Source organism: Haloplanus sp., from assembly GCF_028275055.1.
GTDB lineage: Archaea > Halobacteriota > Halobacteria > Halobacteriales > Haloferacaceae > Haloplanus.
The window spans coordinates 40,327-54,596 of the sequence record NZ_JAQCNJ010000072.1 but is presented as its reverse complement, the minus strand read 5'-3'; the positions used below and the strand labels follow the sequence as shown (position 1 = coordinate 54,596).

The following is a 14,270-nucleotide window of genomic DNA, read 5'->3' as shown; positions in this document are numbered from 1 at the left end:
GGTCGGTCGGCCCCGATTCGAGGGCTCGGTCCCGTCGGTCATTCGGACTCGCCGCCGCTTCTCCCCCAACGCGCGGTTCCATACGATCACTGCGCGTCGCCTTCGGCCAACCGCCCCCCACGCTCGGTCCACTCGGCGAGACTCCCCTCGTAGAAGTCGACGGCATCGTAGCCCAGGTGTCGGAGAACAACGTACGTGTGGCTGATCCGTCGGGCGGTGTTGCAGTAGAGAACGATCCGGCGGTCGGGGGTGATCCCTTTGTCTGCCAGCAGCGACTCGAGTTCGTCGCGGGGTTTCAGCCCGCGCGTCCCCTCGTCGACGAGTTCGCGCCAATCGAGTTGGATCGCGCCCGGCAGGTGGCCCTCCTCATACTCCCACGCCTCGCGGGTGTCGACGAGCAGCGCGTCGGCGTCGAGTGCGGCCTCAACGGCCTCGAAGCCGACAAGCGGCGACGACACCGGCTCCCGAACCTCGTATGTCGTGGGCGACGGCGACGGTGTCTTTGTCGTCGTTTCGTGTGCCCGGCTCCACGCGCTGTAGTCGCCGTCCAACAGGTGTAGATTACGGTGGCCGTACAGCAACGCCGTGACCAGAAACCGTGCGGCAAACACCCCGTGCTCGTCGTCGTACGCGACGATAGGATCCCCAGGTCCGATGCCGGCCGCCTCCATCAGTTCGGTCCACCGCTCCGGCCCGGGAAGCATCCCCTCGTCGCCGGTCTCGCTTCGGAACCGGTCGAACAGAACGTTGACCGCCCCGGGGACGTGCCCGATGCCGTCGAACTCCCACGCGTCACGCACGTCAACCACGCGAACCGCGTCGCGGTTGGCCGCAAGCCAGTCGACGGTGACGACGATATGTTCGTCCATACCCATACTCGGCGTACAGCCCCATCGGGTTTAGAAACGGCGCTTCGGCGAACGTCGCATTCCGAGACAATATTTGCTTGTTTTCCGTCGGTCCGACGGTTGTCAGTCGGGAGAGGGTGGATCCAGAACCGTTCGGCCGGCCAAGCAGTGGCAGCATTTTCCGGTTCGGTGGAGGACTGGTCGCCTCTGCCGTTGGTGTGGGGATTATAGGGGCGGGTTACGTACTACCCGTCGCCATGTCGGATTCAGCGTACGCAAAAGACGTTCTTGTATCGGCGGACTGGGTGGAAGACCACCTCGACGACTTCCAAAGCGACGATTCGGACCATCGGCTCGTGGAAGTCGACGTGGACACCGAAGCATACGACGAGGGCCATGCCCCAGGTGCCATCGGTTTCAATTGGGAGACACAACTGCAGGACCAGACCACGCGTGACATCCTCTCGGCCGAGGACTTCGCGGACCTGCTTGGCAGTCACGGCATCTCCGAGGACTCCACCGTCGTGTTGTACGGTGACAACTCCAACTGGTTCGCGGCCTACACCTACTGGCAGTTCAAGTATTACGGCCACGACGACGTGTGCCTGATGGACGGCGGGCGAGACTACTGGCTCGAAAACGACTATCCGCTGACCGAGGCGGTTCCCGAGTTCTCGGCCGTCGACTACGAGGTATCCGGTCCCCGCGAGAGCATCCGTGCCTACCGCGAGGACGTGGAGAACGCCATCGAGCGCGGGGTTCCGCTCGTCGATGTCCGCTCGCCCGAGGAGTTCAGTGGCGAGATTCTCGCGCCCCCGGGACTACAGGAAACCGCCCAGCGTGGCGGCCACATCCCCGGCGCGCAGAACATCTCGTGGGCCGCCGTCACGAACGACGACGGAACGTTCAAAACCCGCGAGGAGATCGAAGAGTTGTACGCCGAGGAAGGCATCGACGGCAAGGGGACGACCGTCGCCTACTGCCGGATCGGCGAGCGCTCGTCGGTCGCATGGTTCGCGCTCCACGAACTGCTCGGCTACGAGGACACGATCAACTACGACGGCTCCTGGACCGAGTGGGGCAACCTCGTCGGCGCGCCCGTCGAGAAGGGCAGCGCCGACGACTGACCGGCCTCGTCGCGAGCGTCGACACAGCGACCCAGACGCCACCCGCACTTCTTTCGACACCGACCGAGCAGCGACAGGGTCGATCACTCCGGCAGGGCAGGGTGTGGCGATGCATACAAACGATGGGGCGTCGTAGCGCCGACCATGGACGGCACGACGCTCGTGGAGACGCTGACCGACGACCTGGAGACTGAGCTGTCGCGACTCGGGTCCTCGAAGTGGCTGTACGCCCTGACCGACGGCGAGATGACCGGGGACGCGGTGCGTTCCGCGGCGGCGACGGACGCGGCGGCGGCGGCCGAGCGGTTCGAGGCGTGGGCGGCCAACGACAACGCGGCCACGGCCACGTTCGACGCACTCACCGCGACGGCGACGGACCGAGCCGAAACCGTCGACGCCGACCCGGCCGGCACCCCCGACGCCGAGCGGACGTACGCGGCACTCGCCGAGTTCGACGACGCCGTCGGGCGACTGGGTGGGGCACTCGGCCACTCGCTCGTTCTCGACCGGACCGTCGGCCAGATGGTCGGCTTCTTTGTCGGCGACGCCGACCCCTCGACTGCGGGCACCTTCCGTGACCTCCGCGACGAACTCAACGCCGACCGCGACCGGATTCTCGACGGTCTCGACGAGACCTGTGACGGCGACGACTGGGACCGTGCCGCGGCCGCCGCGCGGACGGTGGTCGACGCGGCGTACGACGACTACGTGAACATTCTCGAATCGATGGGGATCAAACCCAAAAACGTCTGTTGAGGGGTGACAGCTAGTCGCGCCGAGTGACCGGCGAAATCTCCACCGGAAACAAAGGGGTTCGGGGGTCGTTCACACGCCCTCGATGGTTTCGCGGTACGCGGTGATCGCGTCCATCGCGGCGGCGATCCGGGCGGCTACGTCGTCGTCGGCCTTTGTTTTGACCTCTCGGAGGGTGTTCTCGTGTCTGGCGAGGCGGCCGTGGTCCGCGCCGGTTTCGGCCAACGCCGCCAACTGGTCGGCCTGCCGTTCGAGTCGGTCGCGTTGTTCGCCGTCGGCCGATTCCACCGCGGCGTGCAGTTCCTCGCTCGCCGATTCGAGGCGCTCGTGGGGCATGTGCGGCGCTACGCCGGCCGGGAGCAAATTTTTTGGGCACCGCCGGTCGTCTGCCCGAGGAGGTCGAACGTGTCCGAGCCGACAGTGGCCCCGTACTCCGTTCACCGGATCGACAGACCGGCGAACAGCCCAACAACGCCCCCGACAACGGCCGTCAGGAGCAGAAAAACGCCCACCGCTCCGGGATCGAACCCCCCGGCTCGGGGGAGCGACGCGAGAAGCACGACGCCACCGGCGAGCAGGGCGGCGAGGAGTCCGACGTAGGTGCTCGTGGGTTGGGACGCCGCACCCACGTCCCGATCCGCGGCCGCGGTTGCCGTCGGGTCGATGTTGGCACCCGCCGTCGGATCGGCTCTGCCGTCCACCGTCGGGTCGGTGTCCGCGACGACGCTCCCGGCCGAGCCCACGTCCGTCCCACCCGCGTCGGGTTCGGTCGCGGCCGTCACCGCCTCTCCCAGCAACAGTCGCCAGAGCAGCGACCCCGCGTTGGAGCGCCCGGCCCCCCACGCGAGCGCCGCGAGAACGATGACCCCGACCGCCGCGAGAACGGAGCCGTCGTCCGCGTCGTCGTCGGTCGCCGTTTTGAGCGCCTCGCTCACCGACCACGCGGAGACCCCGGTCACCAACGCGAGTAGACGTATCAGCCCGACGACCGGCGACAGGTCCCCGGCCGGCCAGAGCGTCAGGCCGACAAGGGCGATTCCGGCACCGATCGCGATCCGTTTGACCCGCGTCCGGATCGCGTCGATCCGGCCCAAGCGTCGCCAACGGTCCACCGGAACGTACTCGGTGGCGTCGACCGCGACCCCGCTCATTCTCCCCCCCGCCGTCTGTCGGACTCGTCGCCGGCGGGTCGACGCCGCCGGCACAGACACGCGCCGTCCATACGGGTCGTTGGTCGCGCACTCGAATATGCGTTCGGCCCGACCCCATCAGAGCGAATCCGTCAAGTCAGTCGAGCACCCACATACCCACCGTGAGCGACGCGAACTCGGGCCCACTGTCGCCGGACCGCCCAGACGCCGACCGCCCGTTTCGGGTCGACGCCCCCTTCGACCCTGCGGGCGACCAACCGGCCGCCATCGAGAACCTCGCCGCCGGCTACGAATCAGGGATGGACAGACAGACCCTTCTCGGCGTGACGGGATCGGGCAAAACAAACACCGTCTCGTGGCTCATTGAGGAGATCCAGAAGCCGACGTTGGTGATCGCCCATAACAAGACGCTCGCGGCCCAACTGTACGAGGAGTTCAGAAATCTATTTCAGGATAATGCAGTAGAATATTTTGTATCCTACTACGACTACTACCAGCCCGAGGCCTACGTCGAGCAGACGGACACGTTCATCGACAAGGACGCCTCGATCAACGACGAAATCGACCGCCTGCGCCACTCGGCGACCCGGTCGCTGTTGACCCGGGACGACGTGATCGTCGTCGCCTCGGTGTCGGCCATCTACGGCCTCGGCGATCCCGCAAACTACGTCGATATGTCGCTCCGCCTCGAAGCGGGCCAAGAGATCGACCGCGACGAACTGCTCGCCCGTCTCGTGGACCTCAACTACGACCGCAACGACGTCGACTTCACGCAGGGGACGTTCCGGGTCCGGGGCGACACCGTCGAGGTGTTCCCGATGTACGGTCGCTACGCCGTCCGGGTGGAGTTCTGGGGCGACGAGATCGACCGCCTGACGAAACTCGACCCGCTGGAAGGGGAGGTGGTGAGCCGGGAACCGGCCGTTCTGGTCCACCCTGCGGAACACTACTCGATCCCCGAAAAGCGGTTGGAGGCGGCCATCGAGGAGATCGAGGATCTTCTCGGGGATCGGGTCGACTACTTCGAACGGCAGGGTGACCTCGTCGCCGCACAACGCATCGACGAGCGGACGACCTTCGATCTGGAGATGCTCCGCGAGACGGGGTACTGCTCGGGGATCGAGAACTACTCCGTCCACCTCTCCGACCGGGCATCGGGTGAGGCGCCGTACACCCTGCTGGATTACTTCCCCGACGACTTTCTCACGGTGATCGACGAGTCCCACCAGACACTCCCACAGATCAGGGGCCAGTACGAGGGCGACAAATCCAGAAAGGACTCGCTGGTCGAAAACGGCTTCCGGCTCCCGACGGCCTACGACAACCGCCCGCTTACGTTCGAGGAGTTCGAACAAAAGACGGGTCGGATCTTGTACGTCTCCGCGACGCCCGGCGACTACGAACGGGACCGCTCCGAGCAGGTGGTCGAACAGATCGTCCGTCCGACATACCTCGTCGATCCCGGCATCGAGGTGGCCGACGCGACGGGGCAGGTCGAGGACCTCATGAGTCGGATCGACGAGCGCATCGAGCGCGACGAACGCGTTCTCGTCACCACGCTCACCAAGCGGATGGCCGAGGATCTCACGGAGTATCTCTCCGAGGCGGGGGTGGCGGTGGAGTATATGCACGACGAGACGGACACGCTGGAGCGCCACGAACTCATCCGCGGGCTACGACTCGGCGAGTTCGACGTGCTCGTCGGCATCAACCTCCTCCGGGAGGGACTGGACATTCCCGAGGTGTCGCTGGTCGCCATTCTCGACGCCGACCAGGAGGGCTTTCTCCGCTCGGAGACGACGCTCGTCCAGACGATGGGGCGTGCGGCCCGGAACGTCAACGGCGAGGTGGTGCTTTACGCCGACGAGGTGACCGACTCGATGCAGGCGGCGATCGACGAGACACAGCGTCGTCGCCGGATCCAGCGGGAGTTCAACAGAAAACACGGCCACGAGCCGACGACCATCGAGAAGGCGGTTGGCGAGACCAACCTGCCGGGAAGCGAGACGGACACCGGGGGTGTCACCGGAGACGCGCCACAGAGCAACGACGAGGCGCGCGCCCGCATCGAAGCGCTCGAAGAGCGCATGGCGGCGGCCGCCGACAATCTGGAGTTCGAACTCGCGGCCGACATCCGCGACCGAATCCGTGAACTCCGTCAGGAGTTCGACTTCGACGACGCCGACGATGGGATCGCCCCCGAAATCGACTCCGACTTTTGACTCCCGGCCCGGAACCGTTTTGTCGCCGGATCGACATGGTGTCTATATGTTCGGGCGGGTGTTGTCGTGGCTCGGGTCCGGCGACGACACCGACACCGACACCGACCTCGATTGGACTGACCCCGAGACGGAGTACGGGGGCGACGGACCCGTGCGCCGATACGTTTGTGCCGAGTGCGGGGCGACGGTCAAGGGTGTCGGACCGGGCGAACGGGTGACGTGTCCCGGTTGTGGGACGGTGTTCGACCGTGTGCCCGTTCCCGACCACGCCGTCTGTCCGCGGTGTAGGTCACGGATCGACAACGCCACCTTCTATCCCGAGACCCGCCGCGACACCGAGTTCGCGGCGTGTGAGGCGTGTGACTACCGGTGGGAGAGCGACCCGCGAGGGTGATGGTCGTCACCCCTCGATCAGCGTGGTCCCGTCGTCGGCGTGGTTGATCGTCACGTCGTGTCGGGTGTGACGGGCGTGTGTCCGCGCCCACCGCCGGGCCGCATCCGCCGACAGGCGTTCGACGCCGTCCGGGCAGTTACGACAGGTTGCTCGCCACGTCGACACGCTGTCGGGGTAGTGGCCCGTGTGACGCTCGTGGTCGAGAGCGAACTGCTCGACGGCGCGGTTCCCCGCGACCAACTCGTCGAGTTCGTACGAGAGGTCCCATTCCCGGCCACACCGTTCACAGGAGACGGTCGGGGTGTCGTCGATCCGGTCTGTCACACGCCCCTATACGGGAGCGATGCGTTTCAACCTGACACATCCGGAAAAGGGACGGACCGCGCCGAGGGGGGAGAAGGCGCGATCCGGTGTCGGCGATCGGTTGCCCACCGGCACGCCGACCGGAGCCGAGGCGTGGGGGTGTCTCCACAACCCGGTGGACAATGACGGTATATAGATGATCCCTGGTATCTTTTTTGCCTTTGAGGCTGCCTCGGCCGATTAAAACAGGCCGGTGACGCTCCCGTCCTCGTCGACGTCCATGCCCTCGGCGGCGGGTTCGGCCGGCAGGCCGGGCATGGTGAGCACGTCGCCGGTGAGGACGACGACGAATCCAGCACCGGCATCGGGGTAACACTCCCGAACCGTGAGCGTCCAGTCGTCGGCCGGCGCGCCCTTGCGCGTCGGGTCGTCCGTGGTCGAGTGCTGGGTCTTCGAGAGACAGACGGGCATATCGCCGTATCCCTGTTTCTCCAACCGCTCAAGGTCGTCCTGTGCCGCCTCTGTGAAATGAGCGTCCTCGGCGCCGTAGACGTCGGTCGCCACGGTCCGGATCTTCTCCTCGAGGCTCTCGTCGAGGTCGTACAACGGTTGGAAGTCACCCTCGTCGCTGTCGGCGAGATTTTTCGCCGTCTCGGCCAGATCGGCGGCACCGGCCCCACCGTCGGCGAACGCCTCGCTCACGACGACCGGATAGCCCTGCTCCTCGCAGTGGTCGATGATCGCCTGAATCTCCTCGTCGGTGTCGGTCGGGAAGCGGTTGATCGCGACGACAAACGGGACGCCGAACTGTTCGATGATGCCGGCGTGGTGGTCGAGGTTCGTCATGCCGTTCCGGACCGCCTCGGGGTCGGGGTCTTTCAGGCGGTCGTAGTCGGTCGGCCACATCTCCAGCCCGTGGTACTTCATCGACCGGACGGCGGTCGTCAGAACGGCCGCGTCGGGCGAGACACCGCGCCGGGAGACGATGTTCCCGAACTTCTCGAAGCCCAGATCGGCGGCGAAACCGGCCTCCGTGACGAGATACTCCCCGAGAGCGAGGCCGAGTTTGTCCGCCACCAGCGAGTTCGTCCCGTGGGCGATGTTGGCGAAGGGACCGCCGTGGACGAACGCGGGCGACCCCTCGATGGTCTGGACCAGGTTGGGACGGAGAGCGTCTTTCAACAGCATCGCCATCGCCCCCTCGATGCCCAGGTCGTCGACCGTGACGGGGTCGCCGGCCGTGTCGTAGGCGACGATCATGCGGGCCAGTCGCTCCTTGAGGTCGGCGAGTGAGTCGGCGAGACAAAGCACCGCCATCACCTCCGAGGCGGCCGTGATCTGGAAGCTATCCTCGCGGGGCGGGCCGTTCGTCGATCCACCGAGGCCGACGACCACCTCGCGGAGCGCACGGTCGTTCATATCCAGTGCACGCTTCCACGCGACCTCGTCGACGTCGACATCGAGGTCGTTGCCGTAGTGGACCTTTGTGTCGAGCGTTGCCGACACGAGGTTGTGAGCGGTCGTCAACGCGTGGAGGTCGCCGGTGAAATGGAGGTTGATGTCCTCCATCGGCAGCACCTGCGAGTGGCCGCCGCCGGCGGCCCCGCCTTTGATCCCGAACACCGGCCCCAGCGAGGGTTCACGCACCGCGACGACGCCGCGGTGGCCGAGGTGGTTCAACCCTTGTCCGAGGCCGACCGTCGTGACGGTCTTGCCGGCTCCCTTCGGGGTTGCCGTCGTCCCCGTGACGAGGATCAGTTTTCCCTCGTCGGCGTCGGTCAGCGTTCGCCGGATCGCCTCCTGTTCGATCTTCGCGATGCCGTTTCCCTGCGGGTCGAGATCCTCGGGCGCGAGACCGAGATCCCCGGCCACGTCCTCGATCGGTCGGGTCTCTGTCGCCGTCGCGATTTCCATGTCCGTCGGTGCGTCGTCGGTGTCGGTTTCGTCCGAAGTCATCCGTAGCCACTACACGACCACACCATATGTAAGCCGCGACGTTGGCGAGTTTCACATCATTTTTTTACATCTAGCAGGGCGACCCGCTCCGCGATCAGGTCCGAGAGGTCACCGTCGACGGCATCGAGTTCCGCCGACGTCACGTCGAAAAAGTCCCGCACCCGGTCGTCGTCGGTCGAATCGAGCGTTGCCGTAGGGTCGATATCGAGGTCGAGTCGCTCCCGGAGGGCGTCGGCCGCGGCCGTCTCCCGGTCCGGGGCGTCGCCGGTGGCCGCCACGACGACGGCCACGGGGAGTCGACCCTCGCTCACCCCCATCTCGAGTGCGTCGTCGATCTGTCGCCGACCGGCGGCGTACAACAGGATTTCCACGCTTCGCTCGCGGGCGACGTTCTCGCCGCGGTCGAAGGCGCGGTCGGCGAGTTCGACCGCACGTTCTAGGTGTCGGCGGTCGACGACGTAGCGTGCGTCGAAGGCTTGCACGGTCACGTCGTGGGCGGCGGCGACGGCGTTCAACTCCGACAGAACGGTGTCGAGGTCGTCGACGGTCACAGCCCCCTCAACGACGATCACCCGAAATCACCCAGGCTGGCCTGTTGGTCGGTCGGGTCGGTCTCGTCGCCGGCGGGGGCGGACGCGTCCGTTCCGCCGGTCCGGGCGTCGCCGTTGTCTGGGGCGCTCCCCTCAGCCGGCGTAACGCCGTCCATCGAGGGGTCGCGCCGCCCGGCGTTTTCCAGGATCCGCTCGGCCGTCGCCTCGCGCCCCCGGAGCGCACCGAGAACGACCGACTTTTCGGCCTCACGGAGGGCCGCACGCGACTCGACGCCCGCCTCGTAGAGGCGGCGGGCACGCTTGCGACCGATTCCACGGACGCCGGTCAGGTCGAGCAGTTCCTCCCGGACGCCGTCGGCGACGCGTCGTTTCGCCTCGTTGACGGCGGCGGTACAGTCCAGTTCGAGTTCCGTCGCGAGTTGCTCGGCCGCGCCGAGCAACCACTCCGCGGTATCGACCTTGCCGCGTACGTCACCGGGACCGACGCCGTAGCGCTCGGTGATGCGGTCCTCGTCGACCTCGCTTGCCCAGTCCTCCAGTAGTTTCGCCGTTTTCAGCGCCGACAGCCACTCCTCGAAGCGCACGTCCTCGAACTCCGAGGGGACGCGGCCGAGGAACTCCGCTTCGCGCTCATAGCAGAGTTCCGTGTACGTCTCCCGATCCCCCGATTTCAGGTAGAGTTCGTACATGTCCGGGGTCCGGGAGACGAGGTGGTAGCAGCCGAGGGGTGTGGGGTCGTCGGCCCCGCGCAGGCCGTCGACGATTTCGGCCGCGCTCATCGGATCGAGATAGAGTCGGGAGACGGTGTGACCGAGCGGCGTGGCGGTGATCCCGTCGCCGTCGCGTTGTATGAAGTCGTTGGCGACGAGATACCCGATCACGTCGTCGACAACGGATTCGAGGCGGCCGGCGTTGTCTCCCTGAGCCGCGTACAACGTCCGGTCGAGAAAGTCGAGCAGTCCGGAGCGGGTGCGGGCAAAGCCGGAGGCGACGGTCGCGAGCAGGTGGGTCCGCATCGCCGGTTCGCGGGCGAGTTTCGACTGGACGGGGTCGGGGTCGGCCCACACGTACCGCTCGAACAGGTCGTCCATGGTGTCGTGGTCCTTCGCGAGGAGAACGGCCTCGCCGTGGGGGTCGAGGCCCGGCCGGCCGGCACGGCCGAACATCTGGTGGACCTCCAACGTGTCGAGGGGTTTCATGCCGCCGAACTCGCCGTCGTAGCGCCGCCAGTCGCGGACAATCACGCGCCGGCTGGGGGTGTTGACACCGGCCGCCAGCGTCGGCGTCGCACAGATGGCCTTCAGGAGGCGGTCGCGGAAGGCGTCCTCGACGAGCGATCGGTGCGCGGCCGAGAGACCGGCGTGGTGGAAGGCCGCGCCCTCACGGACAACCGCGGCCAGGTCGTCGCTCGTCTCGGTGTCGGAGACGCCGGCCACCTCGTCGGCCAGATCCGCCAGGTCGGCACGTTCGTCGTCGGAAAGGCGGTCTGCGGTCACGTCTGCCAGTCGTCCGGCGGCGGCCTCGGCGTTGCGCCGGGAGTTGACAAACACCAGCGACGACCCGCCGTCGTCGACGGTGTCGGCAACGAGGGCGGCGGTCGGACGCTCGTTCCGTCCCACGGGCACCTCCCGCCGGTCGCCGTCGGCGAAGGTGATGGCGTCGCCGAAGTGGACGCCCGTCCGGAGGTCGACCGGCCGCCAGTCGGACTGGACGAGTTCGGCGTCCAGCCAGTCGGCCACCTCGTCGGCGTTGTCGACCGTCGCCGAGAGCGCGACGACCTGGAGGTCTGGGGTGATGCGCCGGAGTTTCGCCAGCGTCACCTCAAGCGTCGGCCCTCGGTTCGGGTCGTCGACGAGGTGGACCTCGTCGGCGACGACACAGGTGAGACGCTCCAGCCACGGCGCGCCGTTGCGCACGAGGGAGTCGACCTTCTCGCTCGTGGCGACGACGATGTCGTGGCTGGCCAGCCGCTCTCCGGACTGCTCGTAGTTGCCCGTCGAGATACCCACCGACACGTCCAACGCGTTGAGGTCGGCCCACCGCTCGAACTCGGCCTTTTTTTCGCCGGCGAGCGCCCGGAGCGGGACGACGTACAACGCGGTCCCGCCGCGGGCGACACTCGACACCATGGCGAGTTCCGCGATCAGGGTCTTGCCGCTCGCGGTCGGCACGCTGGCGACGAGGCTCTCGCCCTCGGTGACGCCGGCCTCAACGGCGGCGGCCTGTGGCGGGTAGAGCTTCTCGACCCCCGACTCGGCGAGGTGGACGGCAACGGCCGACGGGAGTCCGGGGATGTCGGCGGGGTTCATCGGTCGTCGGCGTTTGGCGCGTCCCCGCGTTTAACCTGTCGGGTCACGGTCCCGGCGGCTTTAGCATGGAGGACGACTACGTTGGAACGATGACCATCATGGAGATCGAGCCGGGTGATCTGACGGCGGGTGAGATTCTCGACGCCCTCGACAACGGCCAGCGGATCGTCGTCCGTCTGGAGATGCTTGGCGGCGTCCACGAGGTGACGCTTCGCTACGACGGCGGCACGTACTACTGTGATACGCCAACCACCCTCCACAAACACGGCGACCCCGACGAGATGCGGACGTGTATCCGGAACATGGGGTACGGCCGCGAGGAGTGACCACCGCGGCACCGCGGGGTGGCGGAGGTTTAACCACGCGCGCGGTCAACGACGCGTATGGCCGACGGCCCGGATATCGACGAACTGGTCGGCGTCGAGGAACCGAGCTTTCGACACGTCCTCGCCTGCGTGTTCGGCGTTCAGGAACACGAGAGCCGGACGTATCTCGTGTTACTGAAACATCAAGGGAGTACAGTGGCGGAACTCGCCACGGAACTCGACCGGGACCGGAGCAACGTCAACCGATCGCTGACGACGTTGCTCGACAAGCGACTGGTGGAACGGGAGCGCCGCCTCCTCGATCCGGGGGGCTACGTCTATCAGTACACCGCGACGCCCCTGCCGGAGGCAAAGGAGATGATGCATCGCACGCTTGATGAATGGGTGGCACAGGTTCACGATGCGATCGATGAGTTCGAGCCGGAGTGAACCCACTCGTTTTTTGCCCCGGGGGCCTTCGCTCCGCCAATGAGCACGAGTATGGAGCTGACCGCGGCCGCCCCGGCTGTGCCCGCCGTCGCGGACAACGGCGTCTGGCTCGCGTGTATCGAGTGTGACGAGACGTTCGCGCCCTTCGCCGAAATCAGGTACACGTGTGACCACTGTGACGGCCTGCTTGAGGTCCGGTACGCCGACCCACCGACCTTCGACGACTTCGAGGGGCAGGGGGTCTGGCGGTACGCCGCCGCGCTCCCGTTCGACGAAGGCGTCAGCCTTCCGGAGGGCGACACGCCGTTACACCACGTCCCTCGGTTGGAGGAGGAGATCGGCATCAAGCGCCTCCGGGTCAAACACGAGGGGATGAACCCGACCGGCGCGTTCAAAGACCGCGGCATGACCGTCGGCGTTCGTGTCGCACAGGAACTCGGCGTCGGACGGTTGGCGTGTGCCTCGACGGGGAACACCAGCGCCGCCCTCGCGGCCTACGGCGCCCGCGGCGGGATGGAGACGCTCGTGCTTCTGCCGGCTGGCAAGGTGGCCTCCGGCAAGATCGCACAGGCGGCCCTCCACGACGCCCGCATCCTCGAGGTCGACGGTAACTTCGACGACTGCCTTGACATCGTCCAGGAACTCGCCATGGCCGGCGAGGTGTACCTGCTCAACTCGCTGAATCCCTTCCGGCTGGAGGGACAGAAGACCATCGGCTTGGAGATCCTAGAGGAGTTCATGACCGATCACGGCACGTATCCGGACCGGATCATCCTCCCGGTCGGCAACGCCGGCAACACCGCGGCGCTGTACAAATGCTTCCGGGAACTCGTCCAGAGTGGCGCACTCGATCCTGCGGACGTGCCGAAACTCACCGGTGTCCAGGCCGAGGGCGCGGCCCCAATGGTCGAGGCAATCGAGGAGGGCAACGAGACGATCCGCCGGTGGCCGGACGTCGAGACGATCGCCACCGCCATCCGCATCGGCAACCCGGTGAACGCACCGAAGGCGCTCCCGGGTATCCGGGCGACGGGCGGCACCGCCATCTCGGTCAGCGACGAGGAGATCACCGACGCGCATCGTGCGCTCGCCGGTGAGGGCGTCGGCGTCGAACCCGCCTCCGCGACATCCATCGCCGGCCTCCGAAAACTCCGCGATCACGGCGTCGTCGGTGCCGACGAACAGGTTGTCTGTCTCACCACCGGCCACCTGCTGAAAGACCCCGAGGCCGCCTTCGAGGCGGGCAACGATCCCGAATCGGTTCCCGACGACGCCGAGGCGGTTCTCGACCACATCTCCGAGTAAGGGAGGCCACAGCTACCGGAACGAGCCATCCGAAAAACGGGAGACGGGATGTTGTGAGGGGGCACAAAGCCAGGCGGATGGTCGTCTCCCGTGCGTGGTGAGGGACCGAGCGGTAATCAACCCTATCGTTGTCACAATTAATTAACAGTTGTCGAAGGAGTTACAACGACTGCCGTAGCGGTTGCGCCGTCGCCGTCGGCTCACGCCCCGATATCCGGGTCGGCCGCCAGGTCGTCGAACCCGGCGAGGCGGTAGGCCCGCGAATCGGTACAGTCCTCGTCGGCCGCCGCCAGATCCCCGATCGCGAGGTCGTACCGGTGGGCGAAGCCGTCGTAGTCGTTGGCCTCGGCGACGGCGTCGATCAGGTTCTCGGCCGATAGATTCTCGTCGACCTCGTCGCGGAACGCCGCGGCCTTCGCGGCGGCCGCACTCGCCGTCTCGGGGTCAGCACCGAACCGGTCCTCGAACGCTGCGGCGACCGTCGTCTCGAAGTCGTCGTCGCTCATGATCGGTCGGAGGGGCGGTCGCCACCTATACGTTGTGCCTTCGGGGTCCGACGCCCGTCTGACGGACGTTTTTGCGCGTGTGACTTGTAC

Annotated in this window: 15 protein-coding genes; 7 read left to right on the top strand and 8 right to left on the bottom strand. The window is 66.7% G+C overall.

Annotated features, from left to right (window positions below):
* Positions 1 to 86: 86 nt before the first annotated feature.
* A complete protein-coding gene (locus Q0925_RS09720; RefSeq protein WP_299334749.1) occupies positions 87 to 869 on the bottom strand; it encodes a sulfurtransferase in 783 nt (260 codons plus the stop codon).
* Between the two features lie 236 nt (positions 870 to 1,105).
* Between Q0925_RS09720 and Q0925_RS09715 the strand changes: the two genes are divergently transcribed.
* Positions 1,106 to 1,975: a sulfurtransferase gene (locus Q0925_RS09715; RefSeq protein WP_299334746.1), complete on the top strand. Its 870-nt coding sequence runs from the start codon at positions 1,106 to 1,108 to the stop codon at positions 1,973 to 1,975.
* Between the two features lie 144 nt (positions 1,976 to 2,119).
* Positions 2,120 to 2,731, top strand: coding sequence for a transcription antitermination protein (locus Q0925_RS09710; RefSeq protein ID WP_299334744.1), 612 nt, complete (start codon positions 2,120 to 2,122; stop codon positions 2,729 to 2,731).
* A 69-nt stretch (positions 2,732 to 2,800) separates the two neighbouring features.
* Here the strand turns inward: Q0925_RS09710 and Q0925_RS09705 are convergent, their stop codons facing one another.
* Together Q0925_RS09705 and Q0925_RS09700 are read right to left on the bottom strand one after the other, a co-directional pair.
* On the bottom strand, positions 2,801 to 3,064 hold the full coding sequence (locus Q0925_RS09705; protein ID WP_299334742.1) for a DUF7553 family protein: 264 nt from the start codon (positions 3,062 to 3,064) through the stop codon (positions 2,801 to 2,803).
* A 101-nt stretch (positions 3,065 to 3,165) separates the two neighbouring features.
* Positions 3,166 to 3,879, bottom strand: a complete 714-nt coding sequence (locus tag Q0925_RS09700) for a hypothetical protein (protein ID WP_299334738.1) — start codon at positions 3,877 to 3,879, stop codon at positions 3,166 to 3,168.
* A gap of 161 nt (positions 3,880 to 4,040) precedes the next feature.
* Between Q0925_RS09700 and uvrB the strand changes: the two genes are divergently transcribed.
* Together uvrB and Q0925_RS09690 are read left to right on the top strand one after the other, a co-directional pair.
* On the top strand, positions 4,041 to 6,101 hold the full coding sequence (gene uvrB / locus Q0925_RS09695; RefSeq protein ID WP_299334735.1) for an excinuclease ABC subunit UvrB: 2,061 nt from the start codon (positions 4,041 to 4,043) through the stop codon (positions 6,099 to 6,101).
* Positions 6,102 to 6,147: 46 nt separating this feature from the next.
* Positions 6,148 to 6,495 (top strand): hypothetical protein, encoded by a 348-nt coding sequence (locus Q0925_RS09690; protein WP_299334732.1) that lies wholly within the window; start codon positions 6,148 to 6,150, stop codon positions 6,493 to 6,495.
* Between the two features lie 6 nt (positions 6,496 to 6,501).
* Here Q0925_RS09690 and Q0925_RS09685 read toward each other — a convergent pair whose 3' ends face one another.
* From Q0925_RS09685 to Q0925_RS09670, 4 genes are all read right to left on the bottom strand, one after another.
* Complete coding sequence (locus Q0925_RS09685) at positions 6,502 to 6,819, bottom strand: hypothetical protein (protein WP_299334730.1); 318 nt, start codon at positions 6,817 to 6,819, stop codon at positions 6,502 to 6,504.
* Between the two features lie 219 nt (positions 6,820 to 7,038).
* Positions 7,039 to 8,754, bottom strand: a complete 1,716-nt coding sequence (locus Q0925_RS09680) for a formate--tetrahydrofolate ligase (RefSeq protein WP_299334728.1) — start codon at positions 8,752 to 8,754, stop codon at positions 7,039 to 7,041.
* Between the two features lie 56 nt (positions 8,755 to 8,810).
* Complete coding sequence (cgi121, locus tag Q0925_RS09675; RefSeq protein ID WP_299334725.1) at positions 8,811 to 9,326, bottom strand: KEOPS complex subunit Cgi121; 516 nt, start codon at positions 9,324 to 9,326, stop codon at positions 8,811 to 8,813.
* Positions 9,323 to 11,614 carry an ATP-dependent DNA helicase gene (locus Q0925_RS09670; RefSeq protein WP_299334723.1) on the bottom strand — a complete coding sequence of 764 codons (2,292 nt, stop codon included), beginning with the start codon at positions 11,612 to 11,614 and terminating at the stop codon, positions 9,323 to 9,325. Before Q0925_RS09670 ends, cgi121 begins: the two co-directional genes overlap by 4 nt.
* A 65-nt stretch (positions 11,615 to 11,679) precedes the next feature.
* Here Q0925_RS09670 and Q0925_RS09665 point away from each other — a divergent pair, with 65 nt between their 5' ends.
* The 3 genes from Q0925_RS09665 to thrC are packed head-to-tail and all read left to right on the top strand — an operon-like array spanning position 11,680 to position 13,674.
* Positions 11,680 to 11,940 carry a hypothetical protein gene (locus Q0925_RS09665; RefSeq protein WP_299334720.1) on the top strand — a complete coding sequence of 87 codons (261 nt, stop codon included), beginning with the start codon at positions 11,680 to 11,682 and terminating at the stop codon, positions 11,938 to 11,940.
* A gap of 57 nt (positions 11,941 to 11,997) precedes the next feature.
* Positions 11,998 to 12,369, top strand: a complete 372-nt coding sequence (locus tag Q0925_RS09660; RefSeq protein WP_299334715.1) for a helix-turn-helix domain-containing protein — start codon at positions 11,998 to 12,000, stop codon at positions 12,367 to 12,369.
* A 39-nt stretch (positions 12,370 to 12,408) separates the two neighbouring features.
* Positions 12,409 to 13,674, top strand: coding sequence for a threonine synthase (gene thrC, locus Q0925_RS09655; protein WP_299334712.1), 1,266 nt, complete (start codon positions 12,409 to 12,411; stop codon positions 13,672 to 13,674).
* A 200-nt stretch (positions 13,675 to 13,874) separates the two neighbouring features.
* On the opposite strand, the gene Q0925_RS09650 is transcribed toward thrC, so the two are convergent.
* On the bottom strand, positions 13,875 to 14,180 hold the full coding sequence (locus Q0925_RS09650) for a hypothetical protein (protein ID WP_299334710.1): 306 nt from the start codon (positions 14,178 to 14,180) through the stop codon (positions 13,875 to 13,877).
* Between the last annotated feature and the right edge of the window lie 90 nt (positions 14,181 to 14,270).

Coding starts and splice junctions, on each gene's coding strand:
- Q0925_RS09720 (WP_299334749.1), bottom strand. CDS start 869: ATGGACGAACATATCGTCGTCACCGTCGACTGGCTTGCGGCCAACCGC.
- Q0925_RS09715 (WP_299334746.1), top strand. CDS start 1,106: ATGTCGGATTCAGCGTACGCAAAAGACGTTCTTGTATCGGCGGACTGG.
- Q0925_RS09710 (WP_299334744.1), top strand. CDS start 2,120: ATGGACGGCACGACGCTCGTGGAGACGCTGACCGACGACCTGGAGACT.
- Q0925_RS09705 (WP_299334742.1), bottom strand. CDS start 3,064: ATGCCCCACGAGCGCCTCGAATCGGCGAGCGAGGAACTGCACGCCGCG.
- Q0925_RS09700 (WP_299334738.1), bottom strand. CDS start 3,879: ATGAGCGGGGTCGCGGTCGACGCCACCGAGTACGTTCCGGTGGACCGT.
- Q0925_RS09690 (WP_299334732.1), top strand. CDS start 6,148: ATGTTCGGGCGGGTGTTGTCGTGGCTCGGGTCCGGCGACGACACCGAC.
- Q0925_RS09680 (WP_299334728.1), bottom strand. CDS start 8,754: ATGACTTCGGACGAAACCGACACCGACGACGCACCGACGGACATGGAA.
- Q0925_RS09670 (WP_299334723.1), bottom strand. CDS start 11,614: ATGAACCCCGCCGACATCCCCGGACTCCCGTCGGCCGTTGCCGTCCAC.
- Q0925_RS09665 (WP_299334720.1), top strand. CDS start 11,680: ATGGAGGACGACTACGTTGGAACGATGACCATCATGGAGATCGAGCCG.
- Q0925_RS09660 (WP_299334715.1), top strand. CDS start 11,998: ATGGCCGACGGCCCGGATATCGACGAACTGGTCGGCGTCGAGGAACCG.
- thrC (WP_299334712.1), top strand. CDS start 12,409: ATGAGCACGAGTATGGAGCTGACCGCGGCCGCCCCGGCTGTGCCCGCC.
- Q0925_RS09650 (WP_299334710.1), bottom strand. CDS start 14,180: ATGAGCGACGACGACTTCGAGACGACGGTCGCCGCAGCGTTCGAGGAC.